The 13,673-nt window shown below is 73.8% G+C and carries 11 protein-coding genes; 3 read left to right on the plus strand and 8 right to left on the minus strand.

What is annotated here, in order from left to right; translation table 11 throughout:
- Positions 1-83: 83 nt before the first annotated feature.
- From ABZZ17_RS04955 to rsmI, 8 genes are all read right to left on the minus strand, one after another.
- Positions 84-1,880, minus strand: a complete 1,797-nt coding sequence (locus ABZZ17_RS04955; protein ID WP_356872076.1) for an ABC-F family ATP-binding cassette domain-containing protein — start codon at positions 1,878-1,880, stop codon at positions 84-86.
- Positions 1,881-1,908: 28 nt separating this feature from the next.
- Positions 1,909-3,240, minus strand: a complete 1,332-nt coding sequence (locus tag ABZZ17_RS04960) for an acyltransferase family protein (RefSeq protein WP_356872078.1) — start codon at positions 3,238-3,240, stop codon at positions 1,909-1,911.
- Between the two features lie 92 nt (positions 3,241-3,332).
- Positions 3,333-4,229, minus strand: coding sequence for a 4-(cytidine 5'-diphospho)-2-C-methyl-D-erythritol kinase (locus ABZZ17_RS04965; RefSeq protein ID WP_356872080.1), 897 nt, complete (start codon positions 4,227-4,229; stop codon positions 3,333-3,335).
- Positions 4,226-5,131, minus strand: coding sequence for a 16S rRNA (adenine(1518)-N(6)/adenine(1519)-N(6))-dimethyltransferase RsmA (rsmA, locus tag ABZZ17_RS04970; protein WP_356872082.1), 906 nt, complete (start codon positions 5,129-5,131; stop codon positions 4,226-4,228). The genes ABZZ17_RS04965 and rsmA overlap by 4 nt, the downstream gene beginning before the upstream one ends.
- Before the next feature lie 83 nt (positions 5,132-5,214).
- Positions 5,215-6,831 carry a ubiquitin-like domain-containing protein gene (locus tag ABZZ17_RS04975; protein WP_356872084.1) on the minus strand — a complete coding sequence of 539 codons (1,617 nt, stop codon included), beginning with the start codon at positions 6,829-6,831 and terminating at the stop codon, positions 5,215-5,217.
- 136 nt (positions 6,832-6,967) lie between these two features.
- Positions 6,968-7,870: a TatD family hydrolase gene (locus tag ABZZ17_RS04980; protein ID WP_356872086.1), complete on the minus strand. Its 903-nt coding sequence runs from the start codon at positions 7,868-7,870 to the stop codon at positions 6,968-6,970.
- Between the two features lie 10 nt (positions 7,871-7,880).
- Positions 7,881-8,270 carry a hypothetical protein gene (locus ABZZ17_RS04985; RefSeq protein WP_356872442.1) on the minus strand — a complete coding sequence of 130 codons (390 nt, stop codon included), beginning with the start codon at positions 8,268-8,270 and terminating at the stop codon, positions 7,881-7,883.
- Between the two features lie 283 nt (positions 8,271-8,553).
- On the minus strand, positions 8,554-9,447 hold the full coding sequence (rsmI, locus tag ABZZ17_RS04990) for a 16S rRNA (cytidine(1402)-2'-O)-methyltransferase (protein WP_356872088.1): 894 nt from the start codon (positions 9,445-9,447) through the stop codon (positions 8,554-8,556).
- A gap of 205 nt (positions 9,448-9,652) precedes the next feature.
- Here rsmI and ABZZ17_RS04995 point away from each other — a divergent pair, with 205 nt between their 5' ends.
- From ABZZ17_RS04995 to ABZZ17_RS05005, 3 genes are all read left to right on the plus strand, one after another.
- Complete coding sequence (locus tag ABZZ17_RS04995) at positions 9,653-11,338, plus strand: phospholipid carrier-dependent glycosyltransferase (RefSeq protein ID WP_356872444.1); 1,686 nt, start codon at positions 9,653-9,655, stop codon at positions 11,336-11,338.
- Positions 11,339-11,485: 147 nt separating this feature from the next.
- Entirely contained in the window at positions 11,486-13,129 is a 1,644-nt protein-coding gene (locus ABZZ17_RS05000; protein ID WP_356872090.1) for a penicillin-binding transpeptidase domain-containing protein, read from the plus strand.
- 59 nt (positions 13,130-13,188) lie between these two features.
- On the plus strand, positions 13,189-13,662 hold the full coding sequence (locus ABZZ17_RS05005; RefSeq protein WP_356872092.1) for a YbaK/EbsC family protein: 474 nt from the start codon (positions 13,189-13,191) through the stop codon (positions 13,660-13,662).
- Positions 13,663-13,673 lie beyond the last annotated feature (11 nt).

A 13,673-nucleotide genomic window follows, 5' to 3' on the forward strand; every position in this document is an offset into this window, starting at 1 on the left:
CCGGTCCGACCCCTGTTCCCAAGGGAGGACCGGCCCGTGACTCGGCCGTTATCCGACCGGACGGCGCTCAAAAGTGTCCGGACTCACGCTTCTTCGGCCAGTTCCAGCCAGCGCATCTCCAAGTCGTCCCGCTCCGAGATCAGTTCCCGGAGCTCGGCGTCGAGCTTGGCGACCTTGTCGTAGTCGGTGGAGTTCTCGGCGATCTGCGCGTGCAGGTTCGACTCGCGGTCGGACATCTTGTTGAGCTGCCGCTCGATCTTCTGAAGCTCCTTCTTCGCGGCGCGCGAGTCCCCCGAGGCGGACGACTTCGCGGCCGGCGCCGGGGCCGCCGGGGCGGCCGCCTCGATCATCCGCTGCCGGCGCTCCAGGTACTCGTCGAGGCCGCGCGGCAGCATCCGCAGGGAGGCGTCCCCCAGGAGCGCCATCACCGTGTCGGTGGTGCGCTCGATGAAGAACCGGTCGTGGGAGATCACGATCATGGAGCCGGGCCAGCCGTCGAGGAGGTCCTCCAGCTGGGTCAGGGTCTCGATGTCGAGGTCGTTGGTGGGCTCGTCGAGGAAGAGGACGTTGGGCTCGTCCATCAGCAGCCTCAGGATCTGGAGCCGGCGCCGCTCACCGCCGGAGAGGTCCCCGACGGGGGTCCACTGCTTCTCCTTGGTGAAGCCGAACTGCTCGCACAGCTGGCCCGCCGTCATCTCGCGGCCCTTGCCGAGGTCGACGCGGTCACGGACCCGCTGGACGGCTTCCAGGACGCGCAGCGAGGGGTCGAGCTCGCCCACCTCCTGGGACAGGTAGGCCAGCTTGACGGTCTTGCCGACGACGACCGTGCCGGCCGCGGGCTGGACGTCGCCCTGCGTGCGGGCGGCCTCGGCGAGGGCGCGCAGCAGGGAGGTCTTGCCGGCGCCGTTGACGCCGACGAGGCCGACGCGGTCGCCCGGGCCCAGGTGCCAGGTGAGGTGCTTGAGCAGGGTCTTGGGGCCGGCCTGGACGGTGACGTCCTCCAGGTCGAAGACCGTCTTGCCGAGGCGGGCGTTGGCGAACTTCATCAGCTCGGAGGTGTCGCGCGGCGGCGGCACGTCGGCGATGAGCTCGTTGGCGGCCTCGATGCGGTAGCGCGGCTTGGAGGTCCGGGCGGGGGCGCCGCGGCGCAGCCAGGCCAGCTCCTTGCGCATCAGGTTCTGCCGCTTGGACTCCTCGGTCGCGGCGATGCGGTCGCGCTCGGCGCGGGCGAAGACGTAGTCGCTGTAGCCGCCCTCGTACTCGTGGACGTCGCCGCGCTGCACGTCCCACATGCGGGTGCAGACCTGGTCGAGGAACCAGCGGTCGTGGGTGACGCAGACGAGCGCGGAGCGGCGTTCCTGGAGGTGCTTGGCCAGCCAGGAGATGCCCTCGACGTCGAGGTGGTTGGTGGGCTCGTCGAGGACGAGGAGGTCCTGGTCGGCGATGAGCAGCTTGGCGAGGGCGATGCGGCGGCGCTCGCCGCCGGACAGCGGGCCGATGACGGTGTCGAGGCCCTGGCCGAAGCCGGGCAGGTCGAGTCCGCCGAAGAGGCCGGTGAGCACGTCGCGGATCTTGGCGTTGCCGGCCCACTCGTGGTCGGCCATGTCGCGGATGATCTCGTGCCGGATCGTGGCGGAGGGGTCGAGCGAATCGTGCTGGGTGAGGACGCCCATGCGCAGGCCGCTGTTCTGGGTGACCCGGCCGGTGTCGGGTTCCTCCAGCTTCGCGAGCATCCGGATGAGGGTGGTCTTGCCGTCGCCGTTGCGGCCGACGACACCGATCCGGTCCCCCTCGGACACGCCGAGGGAGATGCCGTCGAGCAGGGTACGGGTGCCGTACACCTTGCTGACTGCCTCGACATTGACCAGATTGACGGCCATCAGACGCGCTCCAGGGAAGGGGTGTGGATCAGCCCCTCAGCCTAACGCTCCGGAGCGACACCGACCGATCCACCAGCAGGGCGCCCGCCAGAGCCATGCCGATGGCGGCGGGTGCGGTCAGGGGCAGGGCGATGAGGGTGGCGCTGTGGCCCTCCAGGATGCCGCCGAGGCCGGTCATGGAGAGGCCGAGGATCCCGAGGAGGCACAGGGTGATGCCGAGGGCGGCGGCGGGCCCGTTGCCGGGGGCCCGCGCGGCGGGGGCGGACGCGGGAGCGGGTGCTTCGAAGCGGCGGAAGCAGGCGACCAGCAGGGCGGTGACCAGGGCCGCGAGGAGGATCCGCGGCGGGACCTGCGCCCACCAGGCGGCGGTGGCCGGCTCGGGGAGGGTGAGGCCGAGGGCGAGCTGGGCCGCGTACACGCCGAGCATGGCGGTGAGGTGCCACAGGAACGCGGTCATGGCGATGCCGTTGGCGGCGACGACGCGCCGCCAGACGCGGGGCCGCTCCAGCCAGGCCGTGGCGGGGCCCGCGCACAGCTGGACGGCGCCGACGAGCCACAGGCCGTGGCACAGCAGGGCGAGGGTGGGCGGGGCCATGTTCGACACCTTTTCCCCGGGCATCCCGACCATGGACAGCGGGTACGGTCCGGCCGCGACGAGCAGGACGGCTCCGGCGAGCCCGGCGGCGGCCAGGACCGCCGGCCGGGTGAGGCGCCCGTCGGCGCGCAGGAAGCCGAGCTGGTGCACGGCCAGCCACACGAAGGCGAAGTTCAGGAACTCCACGTACGGGACCCCGAGCGCGAAGCGCAGGACGTCGACCAGCGCGGCCGCCCCGGCGAGCGCGGCGAAGGCGGCCCAGCCGTGGCGTTCGTGCAGGGTGAGCAGGGGCGGGGTGAAGGCGACCATCGCGAGGTAGATCCCGATGAACCACAGCGGCTGCGTGACCACCCGCAGGGCGGCGCCGGTCAGCCGTCCGCCGTCCAGTCCCGCGAGCTGGACGGCCAGTGCGAGGGCGGCCCACACCAGGACGAAGACGAGGGTGGGCCGCAGCAGCCGCTGGAGGCGGGCCCGCAGGAAGGCGGCGTAGACGGGTCCGTCGGCCTTGCGGGCGAGCGAGCGGTACGAGAGGGCGTGCGCGAACCCGCCGACGAAGAAGAACACCGGCATGATCTGGAGCCCCCAGGTGAGCACCTGGAGCGGGGGGACGAGGGCGAGCAGGTTCCCTATGCCGTCTCCGGCGACGGCCGCCATCAGCCAGTGGCCGAGCACGACCGTGCCGAGCGAGGCGACCCGGAGCAGGTCCACGTACCGGTCGCGGCTCGCGGGGGTCGCGGCGGCCATGTCGCGTGCGGTGACTGTCATGTCCCCCACGGTCGTGGCCGGGCTGCCGCGGCGACAGGGTACGGATACTCAGATCGCGCTGGGTACCGCGGCCGCCCGGCCGCCGGGCGGGGTCAGGCCGGCAGCACCGTGGCGCCGGGGACGGGGCCCGACGCGGTACGGGTGGTGCGGCAGGTGCCGGAGGCCTCCAGTGCGGCGGCGACCTTGGCGGCGCCTTCCTCGTCCCGGACCAGGAAGGCCGTGGTCGGGCCGGAGCCGGAGACCAGCGCGGCCAGCGCCCCGGCGCCGATGCCCGCCGCGAAGGTGTCGGCCAGCCGCGGGCGCAGCGACAGCGAGGCGGCCTGGAGGCCGTTCGACAGGGCGGGCGCGAGCCGGTCCGGGTCGCCGGAGGCGAGGGCCGCGAGGAGTTCCGGGGAGGCTTCCGGTTCGGGGACGGAGGTGCCCGCGGTCAGCCGGTCGAACTCGCGGAACACGGCCGGGGTGGACAGGCCCCCGTCGGCCACCGCGAACACCCAGTGGAAGGAGCCCGCGTCGACCGGGGTGAGCAGCTCGCCCCGGCCGGTGCCGAGGGCCGCGCCGCCGACCAGGCTGAAGGGGACGTCGCTGCCGAGCTCGGCGCAGATGTCGAGGAGTTCGGCGCGCGGGGTGCCGAGCCCCCACAGGGTGTCGCAGGCCAGCAGGGCGGCCGCGCCGTCCGCGCTGCCGCCCGCCATGCCGCCCGCGACCGGGATGTTCTTCGCGATGTGGAGGTGGACGGCGGGCTCGATCCCGGCACGGGCGGCGAGGAGCTCGGCGGCCCGGGCGGCCAGGTTGGTGCGGTCCAGGGGCACCTGGCCGGCGTCCGGTCCCTCGCAGGTGACGGTCAGTTCCGCGGCGGGGGTGGCCGTGACCTCGTCGAAGAGGGAGACGGCGAGGAAGACCGTCGCGAGGGGGTGGAAGCCGTCGGGGCGGGCGGCGCCCACCCCGAGCTGGACGTTGACCTTCGCGGGGACCCGTACGGTCACGCTCACAGCGCGGGCCTCTCCGCGACGGGCTTGTGCTCGGCGATCGCGGCGAACTCCTCCACCGTGAGGGACTCGCCGCGCGCCTGCGGGGAGACTCCGGCGGCGACGAGGGCCGCCTCGGCGCCCGCGGCCGAACCGGCCCAGCCGGCCAGCGCGGCGCGCAGGGTCTTGCGGCGCTGCGCGAAGGCGGCGTCGACGACGGCGAACACCTCGGCCTTCGAGGCGGTGGTCTTGACCGGCTCGGTGCGCCGCACGAGGGAGACGAGTCCGGAGTCGACGTTCGGGGCGGGCCAGAACACCTTGCGGCCGATGGATCCGGCGCGCTTGACGTGCGCGTACCAGTTGGCCTTGACGGAGGGGACGCCGTAGACCTTGTTCCCGGGTTCGGCGGCGAGCCGGTCGGCGACCTCCGCCTGGACCATGACGAGGGTCCGCTCGATGGTCGGGAAGCGGTCCAGCATGGTCAGCAGCACGGGGACGGCCACGTTGTAGGGCAGGTTCGCGACGAGCGCGGTCGGCGCCGGGCCGGGCAGTTCCGTCACCAGCATGGCGTCGGAGTGGACCAGCGCGAAGCGGTCCTTCTTCGCGGGCATCCGCGCCTCGATGGTGGCGGGCAGCGCGGCGGCCAGGATGTCGTCGATCTCGACGGCGACGACCCGGTCGGCGGCCTCCAGCAGGGCGAGCGTCAGCGAGCCGAGACCCGGACCGACCTCGACGACGACGTCGTCCGGGCGCACCGCCGCGGTGCGCACGATGCGGCGGACGGTGTTGGCGTCGATGACGAAGTTCTGGCCCTTCTGCTTCGTCGGGCGTACGCCGAGTACGGCGGCCAGTTCCCGGATGTCGGCCGGCCCGAGGAGGGCGTCAGAAGGGGTTTCGTCGGGCTGCTGCTGCTCTGCGGTGCTCACCGGTACAGCGTCTCAGATCGGCCGGGGGGAACCGGACACCGCACGGCGTTCACGGCACGAGCCCGTTCACGACACGAGCCCGTTCACGACATGAGCCTGCGCCCGCAGTGCGGCCACGGGCTCGCCCCCCGCTGCACGTAGAGCTTCTTCGCCCGGTACGTCTGCTCGGATCCGGAGGCGTCCTGCGGGCGGCCGCTGCCGCCGAGGCCCTGCCAGGTGCGTACGTCGAACTGGTAGAGGCCGCCGTAGGTGCCGGAGGGGTCGGTGGCGGAGGCCCGGCCGCCGGACTCGCAGTGGGCCAGCGCGGCCCAGTTGAGGTTGTCGGCGCCGGAGACGGAGGTCGGCAGCGGTTTCGTGCCGACCTTGACGAGCTGGTGGACGGGCTCGCGGACGACCTCCTCGGCGATCTTGCGGGGCTGCTGGCGGACGCCGTTGACGGTGCGCAGGCCGTAGGTGACCCGGCGCGCGCCGGGCCGCCCGGCCCGCTCGACGACCTCGGTCCCGGCGAACAGGGAGGCGTCCTCGACCCGCTCGGTCGTGTAGGGGATGCGCTCCTCGCGGACCTCGCGGGTGCCGGTGATGCGCAGCACGGTGACCGTCTGGCCGTCGCGGGGGAACTCGCCGGGCGGCACGGAGGTGGTGTCCTGGCCGTGGAGGGTGATGCCGGCCTGGTCCAGGGCCTCCTGGATGGTGGCGGCGTTCGTGCGGATGGTGCGTTCGCGGCCGTCGGCCATGAAGGTGACGCCGCGTTCCGTGCGCACGCCGAGGGTGAGGCCGGAGCGCGGGACGGCGGCGGTGCGGGGCAGGGTGAGGAAGGCGCCTTCGACGCGGACGTCGAGCTGGCGCAGGGCGGCTTCGACGGTGCGGGCGGTGGTCCACACCTGGCGGGTCCGGCCGTCGAGGGTCAGCCGCAGGGGGCGGCCGTAGCGGACGACGATCTCCTCGCCGTCGTCGAGGGCGGAGCCGCGGGCGGGGGCGACGAGGTCGTGCGGGCCCACGCCGAGGCCTTCGGCGGCGAGGAGGGCGTCGACGCTCCCGGCGAAGGTGTGGAGGGTGCGGGGCACTCCGTCGACGGTGAGCCGGACCGCCTTGTCGGCGGCGACGAAGGCCGTGGTGCCGCCCGCGAGGAAGGCGACGACCAGCGCCTGGGGGACGATGCGGCGCCAGCTGTCGCGGGCGGCCGCGTTGCGGCGGCCGCGGCCGGCGGCGCGCTGTCCGCCCGCGCCGCCCGTGCCACCCGCGCCGCCCGTGCCGCTCTGTCCGGGGCCGGCCGGGCCGCCCTGGGCCGGGACCGCCCGCCGGCGTCCGCCGGGTTCCGGGGGTGCGGCCCGGCGTCTGCCGGCCGCCCGGCCGGCGTACGGGGCGTCCCTGTCCGGGACGGGCGGCGCGGGGGGCGGCGCGGGGTCGGCGGCCCGGCGCCGGCCGGTGGGGCGCCGGGCCGCGTCGGCGGCGGGGGCCGGGGCGGACGCGGGTGCGGAGGCGGGTACGGAGGCCCGGCGGCGGGCCGCCCGGCGGCCTTCGGCCCTGGGCCCGGGGACTCCTCCGTCGGGGGCGGGGCCGTCGGGGTCAGGGTCGTACTCGGGGGCCGGGCCGGAGCGTGGAGCGGCGTCGGTGGCGGGGCCGGCGGCCGCGTCCGGGCCGGGGTCCGGTTCCGCCTCCGGCCAGGAGACACGGCGGTGACTGCCCTGTGTTTCGCTCACGTCGCTCGCTCCACTGGTCCGGCCCCTGCTGGTTCGGGCAGGGCACCCTAGCCGGAGCGGGCGTCACGCTTCAAAGCCGTTCGACTACCCAGCGTGTCGGACGAACGGGCGTTCGCGCGGGGGGCGGACGGGGCGGTCAGTACCCGAACGCGCGGGCCGTGTTGGCGGCCAGGGCCGTCGCCATGGCGTCCTCGTCGAGGCCGCGGACCGCCGCCATCGCCCGTACCGTCAGTGGAATGAGGTACGGGGCGTTGGGCCGTCCGCGGTACGGCGCCGGGGTGAGGTAGGGGGCGTCGGTCTCCACCAGCACCAGCTCCAGCGGGGCCACCGCGAGGGCCTCGCGCAGCGGGTTGGCGTTCTTGAAGGTGACCGTCCCGGCGAACGACATGTAGTAGCCGGCGGCCGCGCACTCGCGGGCCATCTCGGCGTCCCCCGAGTAGCAGTGGAAGACCGTCCGCTCGGGCGCGCCCTCCTCGCGCAGGACGCGCAGCACGTCGGCGTGGGCCTCGCGGTCGTGGATGACCAGGGCCTTGCCCCGGCGCTTCGCGATCTCGATGTGGGCCCGGAAGGAACGCTCCTGGGCGGCCATGCCCTCGGGGCCGGTGCGGAAGTGGTCGAGGCCGGTCTCCCCGACGGCCTTGACGTGGTCCAGCGCGGCGAGGGCCTCGATCTCGGCGAGGGCCTCGTCCAGGGCCGCCTCGCCGCCGCCGGGCCGGGCGCCCTGGCGGGACCAGCCGTCCGGGTCGCCGTGGACGATCCGGGGGGCTTCGTTCGGGTGCAGGGCCACGGCCGCGTGGACGTTCGCGTACGCGGCGGCCGTCTCGGCGGCCCAGCGGGAGCCCTTCACGTCGCAGCCGACCTGGACGACGGTGGTCACGCCCACGGAGGCGGCCTTCGCGAGGCCCTCCTCGACCGTGCCGGACTGCATGTCGAGGTGGGTGTGCGAATCGGCCACCGCCACCCGGAGCGGTTCGGGCAGCGGCGGCGGTACGTCCTTCGAGGCGGAGGAGGAGGCGGCGGAGGAAGGGCTGGGGCTCATACGGCCGATCTTATGACCGGCGGAAGAGCCGCATCAGCCGGGCGAACGGGCCGCGGCGTTCCCCGGCGGGATCGACGGCGACGGGCCCGGGCGCGTCGTGCGACGGCGTCCTCTTGCGGGGCCTCGGCGCACGGGGCGTGGAGGCCCCCGCCGGAACGGGTCCGGCGATGCCGGGGGCGACGGGGTGGTGGTAGAGCCGGTCGAGCATCCCGGTGACCGTCGAGACCTGGCCCTCCCGCATGATCCGTACGATGTGTCCGCCGCAGTTCAGGCAGGTGGGGTTGGACAGCGGCGAGGGGACCCGCTCGCCGGCGGCCTTGTAGACGATGAACGCCTCGCCCCTGGCGTCGACGTGGTGTTCTATCGCGTAGGCCTGTTCCCAGCCGTACCCGCACCTCATGCACGCGAAGGAGTAGGCCTCGTGCGCGGTCGGCACGGCCGGCGCGGCGGCCGGTGCGTGCGCGGGGACCGGTACGTGTACGGGGGCCGGGGCGGGTGCCGGGGTGTCTGCGATCTCACTCATGCCAGCTCCTCTTGTTCCACTGGTGCCATGTCCAGTGGACGCCTCTTCGGGCGGGAGCGCATCAGGCCCTGTCTACTGTTGGACGGCCTTTGGGCGACTCATGCCCAAAGCGCCCGGTGCGCGGTCTGAGCTTTGCCTTTCAGGGTAGCCCTTTGCCGATTTACGGCACCTTTTGTGCCGCGTTCTTTGCCGCCACGACCGCGTCGAACACGTCCCGCTTGGGTACGCCGGCCTCCGCGGCGACCGCCGCGATGGCCTCCTTGCGGCGCTCCCCCGCCTCTTCGCGCACCCGTACCCGGCGCACGAGCTCCTCGTCGTCCACGTCTCCCGGTCCGGCGGCGGGGGCGCCCTCGACGACGATCGTGATCTCGCCGCGCACGCCTTCGGCCGCCCAGAGCGCGAGCGCGCCGAGCCCGCCGCGCTTGACCTCCTCGTAGGTCTTCGTCAGTTCGCGGCACACGGCCGCGCGCCGGTCGGCGCCGAACACCTCGGCCATGGCGGCCAGGGTGTCGTCGAGCCGGTGCGGCGCCTCGAAGTAGACGAGGGTGCGGCGCTCGCCCTCCACCTCGCGGAGCCGGCCGAGGCGTTCGCCCGCCTTGCGGGGCAGGAAGCCCTCGAAGCAGAACCGGTCGACCGGCAGCCCGGACAGGGCGAGCGCGGTGAGCACGGCGGACGGCCCGGGCACGGCCGTCACCTTGATGTCCTTCTCCACGGCCGCGGCCACCAGCCGGTAGCCGGGGTCGGACACCGACGGCATCCCGGCGTCCGTGACCAGCAGCACCCGCTTGCCGGCCTCCAGGGCCTCCACCAGTTCGGGGGTGCGGGCGGACTCGTTGCCCTCGAAGTACGACAGCACCCGCCCGGTGGTGTGCACGCCGAGCCCCTGCGTCAGCCGGCGCAGCCGCCGGGTGTCCTCGGCGGCGATGACGTCGGCCCGCTCCAGCTCGGCGCCGAGCCGGGGCGGGGCATCGGCGAGGTCCCCGATGGGCGTACCGGCCAGGACGAGGACACCGGCGGAGGAGGAAGCTTCGGCAGAACGGGGCTGATCGGTCACCGCCCCATCCTCTCACCCGGACCCGCCGCTCCCCCGTGCCCGGGCCCGCCCCCGAGGACCCGGAACCAGGAGGTGCTGGGGTGCGCACAGGGGTGTTCCCTACGATGACCCGGTGACCAGTACCGCGACGCCGCCGCCCAGCCCCGCGGGGGCCCCGCCCGAGCCGACGGCCGGCCGCGACCTCGAACACGAGCCGCCCGTCTGGCTGCGCCGCCTGCGCGGCTTCGGCTACGCGCCGCGCAGCGCCCCGGGCGGGGCGCGCGCGGACGTCCGTACGCGGCTCGTGCCCCCTTATGCCCGGCCCTCCGCCCAGTTGTGGCAGGCGCTCGGTGTCCGGCCGGCGGCGCAGGACACCTGGCTGCGGGTCATGGCCTGGGCCGGTCCGCTGTTGGTGGCGCTGGTGGCCGGCGTGCTGCGGTTCGCCCACCTCGGCAGCCCGAAGGCGGTGATATTCGACGAGACGTATTACGCGAAGGACGCCTGGGCCACCATCAGGCAGGGCTACGAGGCCAGCTGGCCGAAGGACATCGACAAGTCGATCCTCGCCAACCCCGCGGGGGTGCCGCTGCCCGCGGACCCGGGCTACGTCGTGCACCCGCCGGTCGGCAAATGGGTGATCGGCCTCGGCGAGTGGATGTTCGGCTTCGACCCGTTCGGCTGGCGGTTCATGACGGCGGTCCTCGGCACGCTGTCGGTGCTGATGCTGTGCCGGATCGGGCGCCGCCTCTTCCGTTCCACGTTCCTCGGCTGCCTGGCGGGCGCCCTGCTCGCGGTGGACGGCCTGCACCTGGTGATGAGCCGTACCGCGCTCCTCGACCTGGTGCTGATGTTCTTCGTGCTCGGGGCGTTCGGGGCACTGCTCATCGACCGGGACAAGGCCCGGGCCCGGCTGGCGGCGGCCCTGCCGGTGGACGAGGAGGGCCGTACCCGGCCCGACCTCCATACCGCCGAGACCCTGCGGCTGGGCTGGCGTCCGTACCGGATCCTGGCCGGCGTCTGTCTCGGTCTGGCCTTCGGCACCAAGTGGAACGGCCTGGTGGTGCTGGCGTTCTTCGGGATCCTCACCGTGGTGTGGGACGCGGCCGCGCGCCGCACCGCCGGCGCGGGGGCCCCGTACGCGGCGATGCTGCGCCGTGACGCGCTGCCCGCGTTCCTGTCGACGGTCCCGGTGGCGCTGGGCGTCTACGTGGCGTCCTGGCTGGGCTGGATCCTGAGCCCCGACGACGGCAAGGGCGGCTACTTCCGGGACTGGGCGGCCAAGCACGACCAGGGCAGCGCGCTGTCCTTCCTGCCGGAGTGGCTGCGCAGCCTGTGGCACTACGAGACCGAGGTCTACAGGTTCCACGTGGGCCTGACCTCGGGCCACACTTACGAGTCGAACCCGTGGAGCTGGCTGGTCCTGGGCCGTCCCGTCTCGTACTTCTACGAGTCCCCCTCTCCCGGCACGGACGGCTGCCCGGCGACCGAGGCGGGCAAGTGCGCCCGCGAGGTGCTGGCGCTGGGCACGCCGCTGCTGTGGTGGGCGGGCTGCTTCGCGCTGCTGTACGTGCTGTGGCGGTGGTTCTTCCGCCGCGACTGGCGGGCGGGCGCGATCGCCTGCGCACTGGCCGCCGGCCTGCTGCCCTGGTTCAACTACCAGGAGCGGACGATCTTCTACTTCTACGCCGTCGTCTTCGTCCCGTACCTGTGCCTGGCGCTGGCCATGATGATCGGCGCCCTGCTGGGTCCGGCGGGCTCCTCCGAACGCCGCCGCACCCTCGGCGCGATCGGGGCGGGCGTCCTGGTACTCCTGATCGTCTGGAACTTCATCTACTTCTGGCCCATCTACACCGGCCAGACCCTCCCGATGGACTCCTGGCGCAACAGGATGTGGCTGGACACCTGGATCTAGCGGCCCCGCACGAATCCAGCGGCCCCGCCGTCCGGGCGATGTTCCGGTCCGGTAACAAAAGCGGTGACGGGTGCTCGCGCAGAGTAAGGTCCGCACCAGGGGTTCTTTGAACATGTTCAGAGAACTGTGCTTCGGGGGAGGACGCACATGAACGGGGCGGCAAAGGGCGCCATCATCGGCGGGGTGTTCCTGGCGATGGTCGGCGGAGCAGGATACGGCGCGTACACGCTGGTCGCGGACGAGAGCGGGGGCGGGAACGGCGGCGGGGTGGAGGCCAAGACGGCCCCCGCGCCCAAGGGGAACGGACCCGTCGGCGAGAAGGACGCCGTCGCCACCGCGAAGGCCTTCCTCGCCGCGTGGGCGGCGGGCGACGACGGCACGGCGGCCGAGCTCACCAACAACACGCAGGCCGCGCGGACGGCGGTCGCCGACTACAAGGCCAAGGCGTACGTCTCCAAGGCGGTCATCACCCCCGGCACCCCGAACGGCACCACCGTGCCGTTCAAGGTGGAGGCCGAGGTCACGTACGAGGGCACGACCAAGCCCCTCGTCTACGACTCCCAGCTGACCGTCGTACGCGGCGTGAGCACCGGAAAGCCGCTCGTGGACTGGCAGGAATCCGTCATCCACCCGCAGCTCCAGAAGGACGAGAAGCTGCGCGCGGGCACCCCGGCCAGCCCGCCGGTCAAGGCGGTCGACCGCGACGGCAAGGAGCTGACGGCCGAGCTGTACCCCTCGCTGCGGCCGGTGCTGGAGCAGCTCCGCAAGACGTACGGCGAGAAGGCGGGCGGCACCCCCGGCGTCGAGCTGTGGATCGAGCCGACGGCCGCGGACGCGCCGAAGAGGTCCCTGCTGACGCTGGTCGAGGGCAAGCCCGGGAAGATCGAGACCGTACTGGACGCCGACGTGCAGGCCGCCGCGGAGAAGGCCGTGGCCGCGTACCCGGAGGCCTCGGTGGTCGCGGTCAAGCCGAGCACCGGCGACATCCTGGCCGTCGCCAACCACCGCAGGGACGGCTTCGACGCGGCGCTGCGCGGGCGCCGCGCGCCCGGCTCCACGATGAAGATCGTGACGGCGGCGATGCTGCTGGAGAAGGGCCTGGTGGCGGCGGACAAGCCGGCGGAGTGCCTGCCGAGCGTGTCGTGGGAGGGGAAGCCCTTCCGCAACCTCGGCGGCTTCAGTCTGCAGGGGCAGCCGTTCTCGACGAGCTTCGCCCGGTCCTGCAACACCGCCTTCATCGGCCTGATCAACGAGGTGGGCGACAACGGCGCGCTGCCGCGCGAGGCCAAGGAGGTCTTCGGCATCGGGCTGGACTGGAAGGCCGGCGTCGTTACCGAGGACGGGTCCGTCCCGGTGACCTCCGGTCCCGCTGCCGCCGCCGAGTACATCGGCCAGGGCGCGATCCAGATGAACCCGCTGAACCTCGCCTCGATCACGGCCACCGCCCGGACCGGGGTGTTCCGCCAGCCGGTGGTCGTCAAGGCCTCCGTGGACGGCCGGACCCTGGCCACGGCCTCCCGGCCGCTCCAGCCCGGGGTGTCCGCACAGCTCGTCCGCATGATGAAGCGGACGGCCACCGGCGACGGCACCGCCGCCGGCGCGATGTCCGCGGTCGGCGGCTCCGACAAGGGTGCGAAGACCGGTTCGGCGGAGGTCGACGGCGCGGGCAGCCCCGACAGCTGGTTCACGGGGTTCAGCGGTGACGTCGCGGCCGCCGCGATGGTCGAGGCCGGCGGCCACGGCGCGGACGCGGCGGGCCCGATCGTCGCCCGCGTGCTGAACGCCTCCTGACGCACCCGACGGCGTCGCAACCCGGTGGACCTTTCCGGTCACGGCGCTAGTGTCGCGGTATGACGACCACGCATCCCCTCTTCGCCGAGGCTCTGGCCGGGCTGGGGCTCGAACTCTCCGTACGGACCTTTCCCGAGGGGACCCGGACCGCGGCCGACGCCGCCGCCGCGATCGGCTGCGAGCTGAGCCAGATCGTGAAGTCGCTGGTGTTCGCGGCCGACGGGGTCCCGGTGCTGGTGCTGATGGACGGGGCCTCGCGGGTCGACGTGGCGGCGGTACGGCGGGAGCTGGGCGCGGGGAAGGTGACGCGGGCGGACGCGGCGCTGGTCCGCGAGACCACCGGCTACGCCATCGGCGGCGTCCCGCCCTTCGGGCACCGCACCCGGACGCGGGTCCTGGCGGATCCCGCCCTGCTGGACCACGCGGTGGTGTGGGCGGCGGCGGGCACCCCGCACTCGGTGTTCCCCATGGCCCCGAGGGAGCTCATCGCGCACGCGGGGGCCGCGCTGGCCGACGTGCGCGAACGCGCCTGACCGGGACCGGG

The sequence above is a fragment of the Streptomyces sp. NPDC006512 genome, from assembly GCF_040611935.1.
Taxonomy (GTDB): Bacteria; Actinomycetota; Actinomycetes; order Streptomycetales; family Streptomycetaceae; genus Streptomyces.